The organism is Oscillibacter sp. KLE 1745, from assembly GCF_000469445.2.
GTDB lineage: Bacteria > Bacillota > Clostridia > Oscillospirales > Oscillospiraceae > Oscillibacter > Oscillibacter welbionis.
Window position 1 is genome coordinate 87,074 of the sequence record NZ_KI271741.1, and the last position, 15,077, is coordinate 102,150.

24 protein-coding genes are annotated in these 15,077 nt (G+C 59.8%); all 24 read right to left on the reverse strand.

Translation table 11 applies throughout. The features are described from left to right. Positions 1-205: 205 nt before the first annotated feature. The 24 genes from HMPREF1546_RS12060 to HMPREF1546_RS12175 all read right to left on the reverse strand — a co-directional run bounded on the left by HMPREF1546_RS12060 (position 206) and on the right by HMPREF1546_RS12175 (position 14,989). Entirely contained in the window at positions 206-613 is a 408-nt protein-coding gene (locus HMPREF1546_RS12060; RefSeq protein WP_021751075.1) for a phage XkdN-like protein, read from the reverse strand. A 30-nt stretch (positions 614-643) separates the two neighbouring features. Next, positions 644-1,102: a phage tail tube protein gene (locus HMPREF1546_RS12065; protein WP_021751076.1), complete on the reverse strand. Its 459-nt coding sequence runs from the start codon at positions 1,100-1,102 to the stop codon at positions 644-646. A gap of 18 nt (positions 1,103-1,120) precedes the next feature. Next, positions 1,121-2,455 carry a phage tail sheath family protein gene (locus HMPREF1546_RS12070; protein ID WP_021751077.1) on the reverse strand — a complete coding sequence of 445 codons (1,335 nt, stop codon included), beginning with the start codon at positions 2,453-2,455 and terminating at the stop codon, positions 1,121-1,123. A 2-nt stretch (positions 2,456-2,457) separates the two neighbouring features. Continuing rightward, the gene (locus tag HMPREF1546_RS12075; RefSeq protein ID WP_021751078.1) at positions 2,458-2,646 is read right to left on the reverse strand and encodes a hypothetical protein; all 189 of its coding nucleotides are present in this window, start codon (positions 2,644-2,646) and stop codon (positions 2,458-2,460) included. 3 nt (positions 2,647-2,649) lie between these two features. After that, a complete protein-coding gene (locus HMPREF1546_RS12080; RefSeq protein WP_021751079.1) occupies positions 2,650-3,108 on the reverse strand; it encodes a DUF6838 family protein in 459 nt (152 codons plus the stop codon). After that, positions 3,105-3,494, reverse strand: coding sequence for a hypothetical protein (locus HMPREF1546_RS12085; protein ID WP_021751080.1), 390 nt, complete (start codon positions 3,492-3,494; stop codon positions 3,105-3,107). Before HMPREF1546_RS12085 ends, HMPREF1546_RS12080 begins: the two co-directional genes overlap by 4 nt. 4 nt (positions 3,495-3,498) lie before the next feature. Further along, positions 3,499-3,948 (reverse strand): phage head-tail connector protein, encoded by a 450-nt coding sequence (locus HMPREF1546_RS12090; protein ID WP_021751081.1) that lies wholly within the window; start codon positions 3,946-3,948, stop codon positions 3,499-3,501. Between the two features lie 25 nt (positions 3,949-3,973). Beyond that, complete coding sequence (locus tag HMPREF1546_RS12095; protein ID WP_021751082.1) at positions 3,974-4,234, reverse strand: hypothetical protein; 261 nt, start codon at positions 4,232-4,234, stop codon at positions 3,974-3,976. Between the two features lie 35 nt (positions 4,235-4,269). Then, on the reverse strand, positions 4,270-5,166 hold the full coding sequence (locus HMPREF1546_RS12100; protein WP_021751083.1) for a hypothetical protein: 897 nt from the start codon (positions 5,164-5,166) through the stop codon (positions 4,270-4,272). 34 nt (positions 5,167-5,200) lie between these two features. Continuing rightward, the gene (locus HMPREF1546_RS12105) at positions 5,201-5,794 is read right to left on the reverse strand and encodes a phage scaffolding protein (protein ID WP_021751084.1); all 594 of its coding nucleotides are present in this window, start codon (positions 5,792-5,794) and stop codon (positions 5,201-5,203) included. Between the two features lie 165 nt (positions 5,795-5,959). Then, positions 5,960-6,157 carry a DUF4926 domain-containing protein gene (locus tag HMPREF1546_RS12110; RefSeq protein WP_021751086.1) on the reverse strand — a complete coding sequence of 66 codons (198 nt, stop codon included), beginning with the start codon at positions 6,155-6,157 and terminating at the stop codon, positions 5,960-5,962. Between the two features lie 6 nt (positions 6,158-6,163). Beyond that, complete coding sequence (locus tag HMPREF1546_RS12115) at positions 6,164-7,735, reverse strand: minor capsid protein (RefSeq protein WP_198016088.1); 1,572 nt, start codon at positions 7,733-7,735, stop codon at positions 6,164-6,166. Next, on the reverse strand, positions 7,722-9,215 hold the full coding sequence (locus tag HMPREF1546_RS12120) for a phage portal protein (protein WP_021751088.1): 1,494 nt from the start codon (positions 9,213-9,215) through the stop codon (positions 7,722-7,724). The genes HMPREF1546_RS12115 and HMPREF1546_RS12120 overlap by 14 nt, the downstream gene beginning before the upstream one ends. 14 nt (positions 9,216-9,229) lie before the next feature. Next, positions 9,230-10,501 (reverse strand): PBSX family phage terminase large subunit, encoded by a 1,272-nt coding sequence (locus HMPREF1546_RS12125; RefSeq protein ID WP_021751089.1) that lies wholly within the window; start codon positions 10,499-10,501, stop codon positions 9,230-9,232. After that, positions 10,479-10,979 carry a terminase small subunit gene (locus HMPREF1546_RS12130; RefSeq protein ID WP_021751090.1) on the reverse strand — a complete coding sequence of 167 codons (501 nt, stop codon included), beginning with the start codon at positions 10,977-10,979 and terminating at the stop codon, positions 10,479-10,481. Before HMPREF1546_RS12130 ends, HMPREF1546_RS12125 begins: the two co-directional genes overlap by 23 nt. Positions 10,980-11,156: 177 nt before the next feature. After that, entirely contained in the window at positions 11,157-11,666 is a 510-nt protein-coding gene (locus HMPREF1546_RS12135) for a hypothetical protein (protein WP_021751092.1), read from the reverse strand. Positions 11,667-11,694: 28 nt separating this feature from the next. After that, the gene (locus HMPREF1546_RS12140) at positions 11,695-12,096 is read right to left on the reverse strand and encodes a single-stranded DNA-binding protein (protein ID WP_021751093.1); all 402 of its coding nucleotides are present in this window, start codon (positions 12,094-12,096) and stop codon (positions 11,695-11,697) included. 14 nt (positions 12,097-12,110) lie between these two features. Then, a complete protein-coding gene (locus HMPREF1546_RS12145; protein WP_021751094.1) occupies positions 12,111-12,488 on the reverse strand; it encodes a hypothetical protein in 378 nt (125 codons plus the stop codon). A gap of 80 nt (positions 12,489-12,568) precedes the next feature. Beyond that, the gene (locus tag HMPREF1546_RS12150; protein ID WP_021751095.1) at positions 12,569-13,087 is read right to left on the reverse strand and encodes a 3D domain-containing protein; all 519 of its coding nucleotides are present in this window, start codon (positions 13,085-13,087) and stop codon (positions 12,569-12,571) included. Beyond that, positions 13,084-13,338: a hypothetical protein gene (locus HMPREF1546_RS12155; protein WP_021751096.1), complete on the reverse strand. Its 255-nt coding sequence runs from the start codon at positions 13,336-13,338 to the stop codon at positions 13,084-13,086. Before HMPREF1546_RS12155 ends, HMPREF1546_RS12150 begins: the two co-directional genes overlap by 4 nt. A gap of 176 nt (positions 13,339-13,514) precedes the next feature. Then, on the reverse strand, positions 13,515-13,694 hold the full coding sequence (locus HMPREF1546_RS12160; RefSeq protein ID WP_021751987.1) for a hypothetical protein: 180 nt from the start codon (positions 13,692-13,694) through the stop codon (positions 13,515-13,517). A 47-nt stretch (positions 13,695-13,741) separates the two neighbouring features. Next, complete coding sequence (locus HMPREF1546_RS12165; RefSeq protein WP_021751098.1) at positions 13,742-14,116, reverse strand: hypothetical protein; 375 nt, start codon at positions 14,114-14,116, stop codon at positions 13,742-13,744. Beyond that, positions 14,094-14,588 (reverse strand): XF1762 family protein, encoded by a 495-nt coding sequence (locus HMPREF1546_RS12170; protein WP_021751099.1) that lies wholly within the window; start codon positions 14,586-14,588, stop codon positions 14,094-14,096. Before HMPREF1546_RS12170 ends, HMPREF1546_RS12165 begins: the two co-directional genes overlap by 23 nt. Beyond that, the gene (locus HMPREF1546_RS12175; protein ID WP_021751988.1) at positions 14,585-14,989 is read right to left on the reverse strand and encodes a hypothetical protein; all 405 of its coding nucleotides are present in this window, start codon (positions 14,987-14,989) and stop codon (positions 14,585-14,587) included. The genes HMPREF1546_RS12170 and HMPREF1546_RS12175 overlap by 4 nt, the downstream gene beginning before the upstream one ends. Between the last annotated feature and the right edge of the window lie 88 nt (positions 14,990-15,077).

Below are 15,077 nucleotides of genomic sequence, written 5' to 3' on the forward strand. Positions count from 1 at the left end.
CGTCCTTTCTTCCCCCGCCGCGCCGCGGCCCGTTTCTGTTCCTTCTTCTCCTTCTCGACCTGAAGGTCGATGGAAGCATAAATGAAGGCCCGTTCCCGAAGGGGAAGGGCCATCAGCGCGCCAGGGAGGATTTTCAGCCGGTGAAGGGCGTAGTGTGCATAGACGGCTTCGCCGTCCGCGTCTTCCTCACGCTCTCCACCGGTGATTAGTTTTTTGCCTCTTCGCGAAGGTCGTTCACGTCGTCGGTGAAGCCGTTGACGTCCTGGATCGCGACCAGAAGGTCGACGAACTGTCCAGGCTTCAGAAGGACGTCGATCAGGGCTTCGGCGCCCATGACGCCATACTTCGCCTGAAGGTCGGCGTCCTTGAAGTTCGGGTCCACACAACAGGCGATCACCAGGCGGTTATTGTAAAGGTCCATATCGGTTTCCGTGGTCTTCTGGTGGGTCTTCTTGTCGAAGTTCACCTTCTGACAGGTCTTCCGAAGGGCCTTGTTTTCGCCCTCTGTGATCGACTTGACGGTGAAGGGGACGGGGAAGCCGCTGATCGCAACTTCCTCCGTCACCTGTGCGCGCTCTTCGCTCTGCATAAGAAATTCCTGAAGTTTACCCATGTGTATTTCCTCCTTCTGAACGGTGGGTGGTTAAATCTGGTTGAAGGCCTTCAGAATGTCGAAGTCCTCGAAGGTGAAGTCGGCGTCTTCGTCCAGGGCGTCGTCGCTGTCGCCGTCCAGCTTCGCCAGGATCACGGAATCCAGGTTGCAGTCGATCAGAAGGATCGTCTGCTTGCCGGCGGCGGACTCTTCGTCGTCGTTCTCGACGACCATGTCGAAGTAGACGTCCACGCCGGTTTCCTTCCACTGGCGGATCAGTTCGCGGAACAGGGGCGTCATGTAGTAAAGGGTCATGGAGCCGGTCCCGTTGGCGCCGGTGGTCTTATGGCCCGTCATGCGCTTCCCGATCGCCTTCACTTCGGACTTGTTCTTCTCGACGGTGGCTTCGATAGTCTTCGCGAAGAACAGTTCTTCGTTGTTGCCGTTGATCTTTGCGTAGGCGCGACCGGCCTTGCCGGAAATGGTATCAGGTGCGTTCAAAGTCTTCATTCTGGGTCACTCCTTTCGTCAGTTCACGACGACGGTCATATACAGCTTTTCCATGCTGTCGTTCGGCTGAAGGGCGCAGTCGACCGCGACGTCGCGTTTGCCGTCGCCCTGCTGAACGGTGATGTCGTCGGACTTGAAGTTACTGATTGCGTCGATAGACTGGTACTGAAGGGCCAGGGACACCAGGTCAGCCTTGAAAAGCTGGCGGCCGGTGTCGCTGTTCGTCACCAGGCCGATATAGGACTCGCCGAAGATACGGGCGACGTCGTTCGCCCAGCCGTCCATGACGCGGACGACGCGGTTCGACACCCAGTCGGAAGACATATTTTGGCCGATGGTGGTTAGGCTGTTGATGTCCGTCAGGACACGGGCCTTCCCGTAGTCGGCATAGAATACGAACTCGCCGGCCTTGATCGCGGCTTCGAACTGGGACTTCGTGTATTTGATGTCGACGTCCACGGCGTCGTCGTAGGCGGTGTTCGTCAGGGACTCGTTCACTTCCGCGCCGGCGGAAGCGCCAGTCACCCAGGCGACGGCCTTGTCGCCTGTGATGGTGGTCCCGTTGGTCAGGACGACGCCGTTCTTCACGTTGATCAGGCCCATATTGTCGCCGTCGTAGCCATACAGGACGCCGACGATCTTCTTCCCTTCGTCGTCGCGAAGGCGCTTGACGAAGGCCGCATACAGGGACTTGATGTCCTCCACGGTGCCAGGGTAGCCGATCACGTTGAAGGTTTCCACTTCGAAGGCGGTCAGGGCGGCGGTGTGCTTCGCGGCGTTGACCGTGGCGTTCGTGCCGCCGGTCAACGGGGTCGCGGTGGCGGCCGCCAGGGTGGCGACGGTGCCGAAGGTGACGAAGTCGTTCGCGACCAGGGAAGCGGTGCCGCCGGACTTCGCGACGGTCTGGCTGTCCATGACCATATCGTCAAGATAGGTCACGACGTCCGCCTTCGTGGCGTCGTCGACGTTGGTGATCACGGCGACCTTGATCGCGTTGCCGCGGGTGCCGCCATACTTCGCGGTCACGGTCATTCCGCCGACGGTGGCGCTGGCCTTCGTGCCGCCGCCGTTCACGCGGTAGATCAGAAGGGTCTTCGCGCGCTTCATGGCTTCGCGGACCAGAAGGATATTCGCGTCGGTGGGGTCGTAGCCGAAGACCTTCAGACTGGTCGCGTTGAAGTCCGCGGCGTCCAGCTTGAAGACCTGGCCTTCAGGTCCCCAGTTCAGTTCCAGGGGAAGGGCCGCGACGCCGCGTTCCCCCATTTTGGCGTTGGTCCCCATGCTCACGAAGTTGATGTAAGCACCAGGAAGGACCTTGTTCTGTACGGTGAAAGAACCTCCACCAATAGGCATAGTTACACGCTCCTTTCAAGGAAGTCGGTCACAAGGCGGACCGCTTCTTCCCGTGTGTAGGTCTGGCCGTCCTTCAGGATCGCCGCAACGGCGTCCCTGGGGACGCCCAGGGTTTTAGACTTGACCAGTTGTTCCTTTGTGAAGACCGGCGCTTCCTGGTCGACGGCGACGGTCTTTTTCTTCTGGGCCATTTGTCAGACCTCCGATTTGATCGTGTTGTTCTGATCCAGATAATACATGGACGGGATCACGTCGGGCGTGATCACGAAGTTCAGTCGGGCGTCGAAGCGGAAGGAAAAGAACCGTTCATCGCCGTCCTGGTTTGCCGCGATGTTCGTCAGCCGAAGCGACCGGAAGACGTCCGTCCCGTCCTCGGTCTTCTCGAAGACGGAAAGGGTTTCGAAGTCGTCCAGCATAGCTTCCAACCAGGTATTGAAGGACAGGTTGTCCCTGTCCGCCTGAAGATAGCAGACTTCGAACCGCGTCGTCCTGACGCGGCGGCGGTCCAGCTTCTGTTCCTGGGTGGTTTCGATCACGCGGACATAGAAGTTTCCGTCAGCTTCGGCCGGAATCCGGTTGACGAAGACGTGACGGACGGGCCACCTGGCGATCAGCTTCTTCGCGATCGCTTCCAGGAAGTCGTTCAAGGTCACGACAGATCACCGTCCTTTACTTTGATTTCCTGGTGGGTGGCATACACCGACGGGCGGCCGATCACTTCGAACGTCACTTCCTGGGTGCTGGAAGGGTCGTCGCGGCCGAACCGCTTCACGACGATCGTGTCGCCAGGAAGGACCTTCAGGTCCGGACCGGCAAAGACGACGGCGTCGTGGTCGATGTTCTGTTGTGCGTTTGTCTGCATACTGCTGTTTGTGCCTGAATACGACAGCGCGCAAATGATACCAGAATAAACCACGTCGGGGACGCTTGCGGACAGGCCGTTCGCGCCCCTTTTTGGTGCTGTCCGGTAGACGGTGGCGGTGTCTTCATAGGTGCTTTCGATCGCGGCGCGCTCCGCCGCGGGGCTTCCGAAGGCCATTCCGTCACCACCTTAACTTCCGATATTCGTTCAGGACCGTCTTCCAACCGAAGAAGTCGCCGTTGTCGTTTCCCAGGTTGAAGGTTCCGGCCGATCCGGAAGAACCGGAACCGACCGCGAAGGACGTCTGGACGTCGCCGCGCTTCACGGAAGACACGGCCCCAGGCGCCGCCGCGGTGGTTCCCAGTCCGGCGGCCTTGTAGTAGCTGACGCACATGACAGCCAGGACGTTTCCCAGTTCCAGGGGGAGTTCGTCCCAGTTGATATAGCGAAGGACCAGGGTCTGAACGGTCTGGATCACATATTCCAGAACGTCGTCCTGGTCCTCCGTGGTGATCCCCAGAAGGACCTTGACCTTCTGAAGGACCGTCTGTCCGGACATAAGCGTCCGAAGGACTTCGGCCCTTTCAAGGTCGGTCAGGCCTTCCAGGGAAGCAAGGATTTCTTTCAGCATGATAGACCACCTTTCGGCGGCCCCGTCAGTTCTGCTTCAGGGCTTCGATCAGGTCGATGATCTCCGCCTTCTTCGCGCCGTCAGGGACCGCGATTCCGGCTTCCTGGGCCATTTCCAGAAGTTCGTCCTTCGTGAACTTCGACAGGGGCTTGTCGCCGTCGCCAGGGGCGGCGACAGGCTCCGGATCGTCGAAGGGGATCAGGTCGGGGGACTTCTGGAACTGTTCCAGAACGAAGTCGCTATGGGGTTCCAGGATCGCGCCGGTTCTAATGTGCTTGAACTTCACGTTCTGTTCCTCCTTTCAAACGGGCGTCACGCCGATCAGGCGGAAGTGACGCTGGTGGAGTAGGTGAAGATCAGGTCGGGGGTCAGGGCCTTCGTGCCGTAGTCGAAGAACATGGACACGCCGTAGTCGTTGGACAGGGGGATCTTCTCCGGCTCCTTGTAGGGGTAAATGACCGCCGGCTGGGCGATCGCGCCTTCGATCATGGCGACGCCGTGACAGGTGGTGGTCTTCGTCTTGCTGGTTTCCACGGTTTCAGTCTTCACAGGAAGGTTGATGGAGGAATAGACGCGGACGCCGTGGAACATGGCGAAGTCCTCCGCCGCGGTGTCGACGTTGGCGTTGTTGGTGTTCTTGTCCAGGTAGTTTCTGGCCTTGCCGTAGGTGACGGGGTCCAGAACCAGGCGGATCAGGTTACGGGGAACGCCGCGGACGTAGTCGTTCTTCACGGTTTCCACGCTCTGGATCAGGCCTTCCAGGATTTCCTCAATCGTGGCGCTGGCGTCGGGGGTGTAGGCGGTGCCGGCGTCGAAGGCGGTCTGGAAGAAGGCGGCGTCGAACTCCGCGGCCACGGTGTCGACGTGGTTGTCGGCGCGGCGCGCCATGATGTTCGTCACGCCGAAGGTGTCCAGGTCGAACTTCGCGGCTTCCTCGACGATCTCGCGGTGGGTGTCCAGGTTGACAGGGGTCGGGGGAACGGTGATCGCGGTTCCCTTGTTCGCGGTGCGCGCGGTGCCGTAGGGCTGGGACGCACTGTTCTTGAATCGCTTGAACTCGACGGAACCGCTGGCGGGGTTGCCGGTGTAGGCCTGGGACTTCAGGCCCTGGGCCAGGGTGTCCTTCTGAATGTTCGCGATCACCAGGCCGGACAGTTCGGCCAGGTCGGCCTTCGTGGAACCGCTCTGGATCAGGCTGATAGCTTTAGTTCTTGCCATTGTGTATCATTCCTTTCGTTTTTGGTGGTGTGGTTTACAGGCAGACGGGGCCGTCTACCTTGCCGGCCGCCGGCGGCGTCTTCGGGCCAGGATCGGCCGGCGTCGCGCCGTGGACGGGCGGGGTCTTTGCGGGGTCTTCCTTGAACAGGTACGCCTTCGACTCCTTGATCGGCTTCAGAAGGCCTTCCAGGTCAGTTTTCAGGCTTCCGTCGTCGCTGACTTCGATCTTGTCCATGTCCAGAAGGCCGATGATGTCGGAAGGGTCATAGACCTTCCCGTTCAAGGCCATCTGAAGGGCGGACCGCTTGCCGATCTTCGCAAGTTCGGCGGCGTGGGTCGTCTGAAGGGTGTCGAACTTCTCCTTCGCGACCTTGACGTCGTCCGCAATCTTTGCCGGATCGCCGGAACCGCCGACAGCCTTCAGGGCTTCCGCGGCCGCCTTCAGGGCGTTTTCCGCGCTGGCCTTCCCGCTGTTGGCGCCGTTGTACTTTTCGGCCGGAACGAAGGTCCCGTCGTTCCCGATCACCAGGTCGACGTCCTTTCCGTCCTTGCCCTTGCCCTTCAGCGCCGCTTCGACCTGTTTCGCCAGGTCTTCGCCCAGAAGATTTCTGATTCCTTCAATGATCATAGGTGTTCCTTTCTCCGCTGTTTATATGGCGGCTTCCACGCCCTTTGCGGTCCCGCCTGGTCGCCGGGCGGGTGCGGCTTGTATTATGAAAAAGGCGCCGCCCGAAGGCGACGCCTGTTCCACCTGGAAAAGGGTATAAGAAAACGCCGGCCGGTCGGCCGACGTTTACTTCTTCTTCAGTTGTGACGGAAGGAAGTCCTTGAACAGGGCGTCTTCGATCGTGTCCCCGTTTTCGTCGAAGAACTCGACGGTGTAGGCTTCCCCGTTTCCCTGGATATAGACGACGGTCCCTTCTGTGCCGGCTTTGACGCCGGTGTCATGGTCGTCTTCCAGAAGGACGACGGTGTCATATAATTCAAACATAGGCTGTCACTTCTTCCTTTCCGGCGTTGCCGTGATGAAATGCGGGGTCTTCCCGCCGGTGTCTATCTGCCAGACGGTGTTCAGGCGAAGGAACCGGTCCTTCCGGCCGTACAGGATCACGGGGACGGTGTACCGTTCGCCGAACTGCGTGGGTACGGTCTTCGTCACAGGGGACTTCTGGACCTCCGTCAGAAGTTTCTTCCGGAAGGTTTCCCAGTTTTCCACATTGTAGCCCAGGACCTGGTTGATCACATGGGCCTTTTCCTTCCCGCGGGGGTGTTCATGGTTCAGAAGGTAGCCCTGAAGTTTGTCCTGGGGTGCCGACGCAGACGCCGCTTCGGGAAGGGTGCCGCGGCTGGCGGTGCTGTTGTAAAGGCGGACCTTCGCCTTCATCTGGCGCCATTTCTCCGGATTCGTGTATTTCACGTTCTGGAAGGCGTCCAGGGTGGGCGGGGCTTCGCCGTCCGGAAGGACGCCCAGGAAGGCGTCGAATTGCTCCTGGTCTGCCTTGATATTATACGCCTTCTTCCGTTCGACTTCAACCGAACCTTGACCGTTTGCGGCCGTCTGCCGGCTGTACCACTCCTGATAGGTGGTCCGCTTCGGCATAGGCTCCCCGCTGTTCAGCCAGTCCAGGGCCTCTTCGGGGTCATATTCGACCGTCGTACAGCGACAGTTCGGGTGAATGGGTGGGTAGTTGACGCCAGGTTCCGCGTCGTCGACCTTGAAACGGCGGCCGTCCAGGGCGCCGCAAGTGTCACAGGTGCGTTCGTTGACCGCGGCCATATATTCATATTCCGCGACGCCGGCTTCCTTGTAGGCCCTTCTGTCGGCTTCTGCGTGGATATGGGCGGTTTCGGTGCGGATCAGGCGTTCGGCGTTTTTGTAGGACTGGCCCATTCGGGAGGAAAGGGCGGACGCCATGACGCCCACGCTTTTCCCCTGGATCAGGCCCTGGGTGATGATCTCCCTGGTGTTGAAGACCAGGGCCTGTTTCGACTGCCACAGGCGATCGGAGAACATGGCGCCGGACCAGGGGTAGGACACGGCGTCTTCGACGGCGGAAGCGTCGATCTTCGCGATCTCATTGTAGAAGCCGGCGCGGCTTTGGAGGTCGTAGGACTTCTTGTAGTAGCCTTCGACGAAGCCTTCGCCCAGTTCTTCCTTCATCTGCTCGACGCCGCGTTTCCACAGGTCGTTCAGGATCAGGTCGATTTGACCTTGAAGGGCTTCCAGGCGGGAAATGGAACTGTTCGCCGACAGGGCGTCCAGTTGCGCCTTCAGGACCGCCTTCACGCTGGGGTCGGTGGTGGCTTCGATGGTGGCGACATAGTCGCCCAGGGTGGCCTTCCACTCCTGGAACTCCTTCCTGGACAGAAGGCGGACCGCCTGGTCGTAGGTCAGGCCGTACTTGCTGGCGTACTTCGAATAGAAGCTGTCGATCTGTCTTCGGATCGACTTCGCCGCGGCTTCGTATTCCCTGAACATTTTCCCCGACAGGTTCGCGCCGCGAAGATAGGCTTCGTTCTCGCGCGTCAGGGCGCGTTCGGCCCAGTAGTCACGGTTATTCGTTGCCATCGGCTCCACCGCCATTCACGGGGTCGCCCTGGCCGTTCTGGCCCTTGCCGGCGCCCAGGGCGTCGCCGAACAGGCCTTCGCCGTATTCCTCCATAGCGGCCTTCTTCTCCGCGTCGATCCGCTCCATTTCTTCGTCGGCGTCCGTCACCCAGGGGTGGTTCTGAAGGATCGTCCGCTTCGACAGAAGGCTTTCGCTGGCGACGGCGTTCTGGATCACGTCGGTTTCGTTGACGGGAAGGTCCATGTTGAAGACGATGTCGAAAGTTTCCTTAGAAAAGTCGCCCTTGCCGGCGATCTGAAGGTAAACGTCGATGAACAGTTTCAGGCGCTGGAAGGTGTCCTTCAGTTCGGTCGCCAGGGAATCGCAGTCGGACGACAGGTCCATATAGCGGAAATTGATCGCCGTTCCGGACGCGTTCCCCAGGTCAGGGTCCTTCGTGTCGACGGCCGCGGCGAAGTCGTAGACGTCGCGTCGCTGTTTATCCAGGAAGGCCATGACGGCGTCGATATTAAGATCGGCCTGAAGTTTGTCCACACCGCCGTCGGTGGTGACTTTGACCGCCATGTGTTCCTTCAGGTCCTTGATGAACTCGCCCAAGTCCTGGCCGCCGTAGTTCTTCAGGATATAGATGAACTTCGCCACGTCGCGGAGAACGTCGGCGGTCACGGACGTCTGCCAGTTGATGTCGTCGATCAGGTCCTTGATGAAGTAGCAAAGGGGAAGTTCCTCTTCGTTGTACTTCAGCCAGACGATCGGGACGGTGTCCCAGTTGTAGGCCTTGTTGCCGACGGTGAAATGGGGTTCGGTGTAGTCGTTGGTTTCGTCGCCGTGTTCGGTGTCGACGATAAAGTCGCCGGCGATGGTGCCGGCGAAGGCGTCGGTTTTGAAATACTTGACGCCGCCGGTCCACCACAGTTCGGCGTGGGTGATCGTGTGCTTTCTGGTGCCGATGTAGATCACCTGGTCATAGAAGCGAATAAAGGCGTCCAGCTTCGTTCGCTCCGCGTCGCGCCAGATCGGGACCAGTTCCGCGGACGGGATTCGCATGAAGGCCAGTTTCCCGTCGTCGAAGTAGGGCTGAAGCCATGCAATACCGGATTTCACGGCGCCCTTCCCCAGGGATTTGATCTTCCGGCGGAAGGTCTGGTCGAAGACGTCGTTCAGGGCGTCGCCGTAGGAACTGTTCTTCGTGTCCACGGTGAAGGGCTTTCCCAGAAGGTAGTTCGCCTTCTGGTCGACCAGCTTCTTCAGAATCGGGTGTTCGATCCTGGTATTCGACCGGTTCGCGACGTCGTTCGTCTTCCGCTGGACGTCGGTCCGGTTTCTGTAATAGGCTTCGGCCTGGATCATGTTCGCGTACTGCTCGGACGCCTTGAACTCCCTGATCTCTTCGGTCACGATCTGGGCCAGGGTCATTGTCGCGTGGTCCGGATCGGAAATAATCATGTTGATCCGGTCCATGACGGAATATTCGGCCATGTGGTGTCACTCCCTTATTTCAAAACTTCAATAGCGGAACCGCGGCGGAGTCGTTCGACGGAATAGCGAAGGGCCGCCATAGCGTCGTCCATGAACTCCACGGGTTCGTCGATGTAAAGGCCCGTGGTCGGGTCCTTTTTCCACTTCCATTGTTGAACTTCCTTCAGGACGTTCACACAGGAAGGGTGAATGTGGATTTTCCGGCCCTTCAGCCAGTCGATTTGTGCCTTCACGCTTCCAGGCTCTTTCTTCACGGGGTAGGCGCGGAAGCCGGCCTTCTGCCAGGTCTTGATCCGGTCCGGCTCCGCAGAATCACAGAACATTTCCACACGCCGGTCGACCTTCGCCTGATTTGCAAGGCCGATGATCTCTTCGGTGTCCTTCTCGAAGACGTAGATTTCGGAACAGATATAGACTTCTCCGTCCTTCCAGCCGACGCCCAGGATCGCGTTCGCGTGGTTATAGCCGAAGTCCTGGCCGTAGTAGAAGGCGTCGAAGGCGTCCCTGTTGACCTTGAAGTCGTGGACTTCGAAGTTCGTCAGGATCAGGCCGCCCAGTTCGCCCCATTCGCCAAGGCCATAGACGCGATACCCTTCAGGGTCTTCTTCCTTGCGGCGCTCCATGCGGCGATAATAGGCGGGGTCTATGAACCGGTTTGTCTTATAGGTGGAATGATGGGCCAGGACGTCCGGATCGGCCTTGTCGAAGTATCTGGCCTTGATCCAATGCGTCGCGCTGACGGGGTTGAAGGTCATTGTGATCTGGTAATACAGGTTCGGATTCATGCCGTCCAGCTTGCCGCGAAGACGGTCGTCCAGAATGTCGACGTCTTCGGAAAGAAGTTCCGTCGCTTCCTCGCACCATATCCAGACCAGTTTTCCGTTTTTGAAGGTGATGGACTTCACCTTCTCCCGCTGGCGCTGGTCCTTCACGCCGCGGAATATAATCCGGTTCCCCGTGATCTTACATTCCAGGGCCAGGGGGTTCAGGTTGACCTTCCAGAAGCGTTCGGCGTAGGGGCCGAACATTCGGTAGATCGCGGCCTGAAGTTCCGCGAAGGTGGAATCGCGGTTCGTTTCCTCGATTTTCCGGACGACCAGAAGGTTCGCGCCGGTATAGGCGGGGTCGGATAGCTTCGCTATGTAGTCCTGGGCGATGTTCACGGACTTCCCAGAACCGGCCGATCCCTTCAAAATGCGGTAGCGGCCGCGCCATTCGTTGACGGGGCGGAAGACGGGGTTGAACTGGGCGGTCGCCTTGAACTCAACCTTCGCCGCCGTAGTCATAGTTGATCACCACCGTCACAGGGGCGTTCGCTTCAGGATTGTCCTTGAACATTCCCAGGTGGCGGCCGCACAGTTCCAGGGCCTTCAGCTTGTCGGCCATCTTCACTTCGCGCTCGACGCTCGTTCCTAACTCTGTCGGGGTCTGCTTCACCTTGACGCCGGCGATCACGGCCAGGTCGTCTTCGGTTGCGGTGTCCAGGACCTTCGCTGTGTCAAGGTCGATCACGTCCTTCGGATTCAGGAAGGCGATCCGGCCCAGTTCGCGAAGGACGCGGTCGGCGTTGATCCCCGTCCGCTTCGACCTTTCGGCCATCGCCTGGTCAATGCGCGCGCGAATTTCAGGTTTCTTCAGCAATTCAAATCCAATACTTCCCGCGGAATCCGGAGAATATCCGGCGCGGATCGCGGCCTGGGTCGCGTTCAGGTCGATCAGATATTCTTCACAGAAGACTTCATTCTTCTTCGTGATCTTCGCCATGATTCACACCGTCCTTTCTTCGTGATCCTCTGAAAGCGGGTACAAAAAAGACGCCCCCGAAAGGACGTCTTTCTGTACCCTATTCAAAAGGAGGGGGAACACGCTGTTCCCGACTATAATTCTACCACATGGATTTGCAGATTGAAAGTCCCATGTGTATTCACCTGTATTCATCTTTCAGCGGAAGGAATCGGATTTATACATGGTGGAGAATAGGGAGTCCAGGGCCGTTTTCCTCTGGCGGTAGATCGTGGCCTTCGCCATGTGGAGGAAGCCGGCCGCTTCTTTGTAGGACCGGAAGGGGTAATACAGGGCCAGAAGGACACACTTCGACTGGCTGTCCATGTCCAGGATCGCGGACAGGACGTCTTCGATCTGCTGGGCCTGACGTTCCAGGGCGCCGATCCGGCGGTCGGCGGTGTTCCGGCGCTTCTCCGTCCGCGTGACCATGTTCACCATTCGGGCGTCTGGGTCTGGGGAGGACTGGACGCGGACGCCGGCGTCGGAAAGCTGGCTGGAAGGGAAGGCGGATTCCAGGATTTCCTTCAGGTCTTCGGCCAGGGCGGCCCGCTCCGCCGCAATCTGGGATTCTATGACGCGCGCTTCCTGGTCGTGGTTGCGAAGGACGTCCATGACGCGGAAGCGTACCCAGGCCTTCCGCTTCTCTTCCTTTTCATTCTGATCCATGCGTTTCACCGCCTTTCTTCTGGGGGTGTCAGAATGGAAGTTCTCCGTCGTCGTCTTCGACCTCCGTGAACTGCTGGTCCGCGGCGGCGGCCATCTGGTCGGCGGCGTAGGAACCGGCGCCCTGGTCCTTGCCGTCGGCGAACTCCACGGAGTCGGCGACCACTTCGACCGTCTTCCGGTCGTTGCCTTCCTTGTCCTTCCACTTCCGGACCTGGATCGAACCGGTCAGGGCGACGCGCTTCCCCTTGCGGAAATACTTGTTCACGAACTCCGCCGTCCCGCGCCATGCCACGCAGTCCACAAAATCCACGGTGTCACGCTGGAAGCGGCGGTCGACGGCCAGGGCGAAGGACACGACGGGCGTCCCCTTCTCCGTGCGCCTTAATTCCGGTTCACGGGCCATTCGGCCGATCAGTTGAACTTGATTCATGGTGTCGCCGCCTTTCAGAACCGCTTCCCGTGCTTATAGGGGCGGCCGGCGTTGTAGGCCATCTTCTCCGCAATCACGGCGTCCAGGTCGATTCCCAGGTGGCCGCACAGGTCCGCGATCCGGATCACGGCGTCGGCCAGTTCCACGGCCACACCTTCGGGTTTTACACAACATTTCGTCGGCGCGGTGGCGACATACCCTCCGCCGCTGTAATAAATCATAGGAACGGGGTCCCCAGGTCTGATTCGGTTTCCGGCGCGTTCCTCTTCCAGGGCTTCGGAAAGTTCGCTATGGATCAGCGCGATCGCCGTCCCGAAGGGAAGGGGTGGGTCCCAGAAGCCGTGCTTGACGGCGTTGTCGTGTGCCTTCTGAACGATGTCTTTGATCTCCATGTCTGTTCTGTTTCCTTTCTGCACGATAGCAAGTCGGACTTCGTCCGCTTGCCCGTGATATCATTTGATTTCAGCTTCTTTCAGTCGTTCACTATGTAGAACCGGACATTCTGGCGGCCGAACTGAAGGGCGTCGTCGTGGCTCTCGAAGTAGACGTCGATCTTCTGGCCCTGGATCGCTCCGCCGCGGTCCTGGACGACCATTTCGCCCAGGCCTTCCACGAACAGGACGGTCCCTGGCGGGTAGATCGACCAGTCGGCGGCGATCGTCACGCCCTGGACAGCTTCGGCGCCGCTGGCGGTGTAGACGATCCCGTCCGGCCGGTTCAGCGCCCATTCTTCACAGCAGATTTCGCATGAACAGTACGCAGTCGCCACGGCTTCAATCCACTCCGGTTCCGGCTCTGGGTCAGGCTCCGGAACTGTTTCCATTTCGGGAAGGGTTCCAGAAGGCCCCTGGAAGGCCGCTGGCGGCGTTTCCTGGGCTGGTGGTCCGTTTACACTTCCGGCGTCTCCGGAACACGCACCGGCGAAGGACGTCAGCACCAGGGCCGTTCCCGCAACGATGGACAGGACGCCGGTCAGAAAACGCTTCATCATGTGGGTTCACCTTCTTTCTGTTCTTCCTCTTCAGGTTCGGGAATCGGCCGAAAGCAATCGCACCGGACGACGCGGTCGTCGTCGGCGTGGATCGGATTCGGCCGCCCCTGGTCGAAGGCTTCCACACACGCCACGCAGTAGTCGCCCAGGCGGCCGCGCGCGGGGTCGTCGATGAACTGGATATTGTCGCACTTCCGACAGTTGAAGTCATAGCGCCACTTCGGCAAGTTCTTACGCCTTCTTCCGATCATGGCTTTGCTTCCTTTCTATGGGTTGTCCGCACTCTGGACACTTGCGCGGGATTCCAGCTTCGGTCCGTGCAAGGTCGGCACAGCAGAAGGGGCAGACGAAGACGTCGCCGCCTTCAAATATGGAATACTGGATTGCCGGCGGGACGCCCTGGCGCTTCTTCTGGGCCATTCCAGGATCAGGGCTTCCAGTCCGGACACGGCTTTTGTCCGAAGTAGGGCGGATAGTTCGGAAGGATCAGTTTGTCGTGGGCGACACAGCCGATCAGCGTCCCGCCTATGCGGACCAGGTTCCCGCACGTCGCACACGCCTTTTCTTCCTTCTCGACCTTCCGGCGGACCTCTTCAAGGAACGTCATGGCCTTCGCCTCCTTCGTGGTATTTCTGATCGTGGCTCTTCATGGCGTCAGAATAGGGACAGGTTCTTCCCGAAGGCGATTTTTCCGTTCTGACAGGCGGTGTCGCCTTCCTTTCGGTATTCAGGCCAACCGTCACACAGGATCGAACCGTCCGTCATTTCACCGTGCTTTCGGTCGCAGTCGTGGCAATATTCCGGCCGCGTCCAGGTCTTCGGCTCGAAGTGTGGACAGGCCGGCACTTCCGCATAGACACGGGTCTTCGTTCCTGTCCGTGGGCGTTTGCAGATCGTGCCGGCGGTTTCATCGAAGCCCAGGTAATGGGTCCTGTACTGCCGACCGTTTGTCCCTGGGACGGGTTCCCAGGGGCCGACGACCACCTTGTCATAGTCGCCGAAGAACTCACAGTCGCCGCACCTGTTCACGCCCGTCACCGCCTTTTTTGATTTCCCAGATCACCTTCTGGCCGTCTGGGTATTTCTCCGGCCGCTCCCGCGGTCGGCTGGGAACGGACCAACCGGCCGCCTTTGCTTCCGTCATTCCGACCTTCCGAAAGCCGGCGGCCCGAAGGCTGGCGCCGGATTCCTCCGGAAGGGTGTATGTAATGATCCGGCTATATCCCATAGCGCGCGCCGCGCGCCATGCCGCACCATAAAGGGCGCTGTTTGCGTTCCGGTTATCGTCCAGCACACAGACGCGGGTCACTTCGACGGTCCGCCCGTCGTCCTGGCGCCGTGCTATCGGGCGCCCCACGATAGCGACGCCGACCAGGTTTCCGTCCCGCTCGATCCCGACGCTGAACTTGTGGCCCTGGGGTGCTACGTTGTGCCGGTGATGGGCGGTCACGAAGGCGCGGGCCGTTCGAAGCGTCACGGGGACAAGGTTGAAGTCCGTCATTCCTGTTTCCAGCCTTCCAGGGCCGCTTCGGCCGCTTCCTTCGTCAGGAAGACCGTCTTCCCGATGTCGTGTTCGGTGAACTGCTCGGACGACCAGGCCGTCGTCCCCAGGCGTCCACGAAGGACGCTGAAGGACGTCAGGCCGTCCGCTCCCGCTCCGACGAACATGACGGTAGCCGACACGACGCGGCGGCGCCGGATCAGCCAGACGGTCCCGTTCGGCTTCACAGGGAGGATCACACCGCCGGCGTCGCGGAAGTCGGCCAGAAGGTCCAGGACCAGGGCGTCCATGACGCCCTTCCCGATCTCGTAGGTGTGCCGGTGTTCGTTGGCGTGGAACGCGATCCGATCCTTCAGCCGCTGGGCCAGGTCCGCGTCCTTGCCGAAAATGCCTTCACTCATGGTCATTATCTCCTTCCACTTCGTCGCCCCAGGCGTCCCAGCCAGGGGCGGTCTTCCTGGCGAAAAGTTCGATCATAGCGCCCCCCCC

Excerpts from the sequence above, each read along its gene's own strand:
- HMPREF1546_RS12175 (WP_021751988.1), bottom strand. The coding sequence starts at position 14,989 with ATGAGTGAAGGCATTTTCGGCAAGGACGCGGACCTGGCCCAGCGGCTG.
- HMPREF1546_RS12130 (WP_021751090.1), bottom strand. The coding sequence starts at position 10,979 with ATGGCGAAGATCACGAAGAAGAATGAAGTCTTCTGTGAAGAATATCTG.
- HMPREF1546_RS12070 (WP_021751077.1), bottom strand. The coding sequence starts at position 2,455 with ATGCCTATTGGTGGAGGTTCTTTCACCGTACAGAACAAGGTCCTTCCT.
- HMPREF1546_RS12155 (WP_021751096.1), bottom strand. The coding sequence starts at position 13,338 with ATGATCGGAAGAAGGCGTAAGAACTTGCCGAAGTGGCGCTATGACTTC.
- HMPREF1546_RS12125 (WP_021751089.1), bottom strand. The coding sequence starts at position 10,501 with ATGACTACGGCGGCGAAGGTTGAGTTCAAGGCGACCGCCCAGTTCAAC.
- HMPREF1546_RS12110 (WP_021751086.1), bottom strand. The coding sequence starts at position 6,157 with ATGTTTGAATTATATGACACCGTCGTCCTTCTGGAAGACGACCATGAC.
- HMPREF1546_RS12140 (WP_021751093.1), bottom strand. The coding sequence starts at position 12,096 with ATGAATCAAGTTCAACTGATCGGCCGAATGGCCCGTGAACCGGAATTA.
- HMPREF1546_RS12150 (WP_021751095.1), bottom strand. The coding sequence starts at position 13,087 with ATGATGAAGCGTTTTCTGACCGGCGTCCTGTCCATCGTTGCGGGAACG.
- HMPREF1546_RS12120 (WP_021751088.1), bottom strand. The coding sequence starts at position 9,215 with ATGGCCGAATATTCCGTCATGGACCGGATCAACATGATTATTTCCGAT.
- HMPREF1546_RS12090 (WP_021751081.1), bottom strand. The coding sequence starts at position 3,948 with ATGCTGAAAGAAATCCTTGCTTCCCTGGAAGGCCTGACCGACCTTGAA.
- HMPREF1546_RS12135 (WP_021751092.1), bottom strand. The coding sequence starts at position 11,666 with ATGGATCAGAATGAAAAGGAAGAGAAGCGGAAGGCCTGGGTACGCTTC.
- HMPREF1546_RS12145 (WP_021751094.1), bottom strand. The coding sequence starts at position 12,488 with ATGGAGATCAAAGACATCGTTCAGAAGGCACACGACAACGCCGTCAAG.
- HMPREF1546_RS12100 (WP_021751083.1), bottom strand. The coding sequence starts at position 5,166 with ATGGCAAGAACTAAAGCTATCAGCCTGATCCAGAGCGGTTCCACGAAG.
- HMPREF1546_RS12085 (WP_021751080.1), bottom strand. The coding sequence starts at position 3,494 with ATGGCCTTCGGAAGCCCCGCGGCGGAGCGCGCCGCGATCGAAAGCACC.
- HMPREF1546_RS12065 (WP_021751076.1), bottom strand. The coding sequence starts at position 1,102 with ATGAAGACTTTGAACGCACCTGATACCATTTCCGGCAAGGCCGGTCGC.
- HMPREF1546_RS12170 (WP_021751099.1), bottom strand. The coding sequence starts at position 14,588 with ATGACGGACTTCAACCTTGTCCCCGTGACGCTTCGAACGGCCCGCGCC.
- HMPREF1546_RS12160 (WP_021751987.1), bottom strand. The coding sequence starts at position 13,694 with ATGACGTTCCTTGAAGAGGTCCGCCGGAAGGTCGAGAAGGAAGAAAAG.
- HMPREF1546_RS12060 (WP_021751075.1), bottom strand. The coding sequence starts at position 613 with ATGGGTAAACTTCAGGAATTTCTTATGCAGAGCGAAGAGCGCGCACAG.
- HMPREF1546_RS12075 (WP_021751078.1), bottom strand. The coding sequence starts at position 2,646 with ATGGCCCAGAAGAAAAAGACCGTCGCCGTCGACCAGGAAGCGCCGGTC.
- HMPREF1546_RS12105 (WP_021751084.1), bottom strand. The coding sequence starts at position 5,794 with ATGATCATTGAAGGAATCAGAAATCTTCTGGGCGAAGACCTGGCGAAA.
- HMPREF1546_RS12115 (WP_198016088.1), bottom strand. The coding sequence starts at position 7,735 with ATGGCAACGAATAACCGTGACTACTGGGCCGAACGCGCCCTGACGCGC.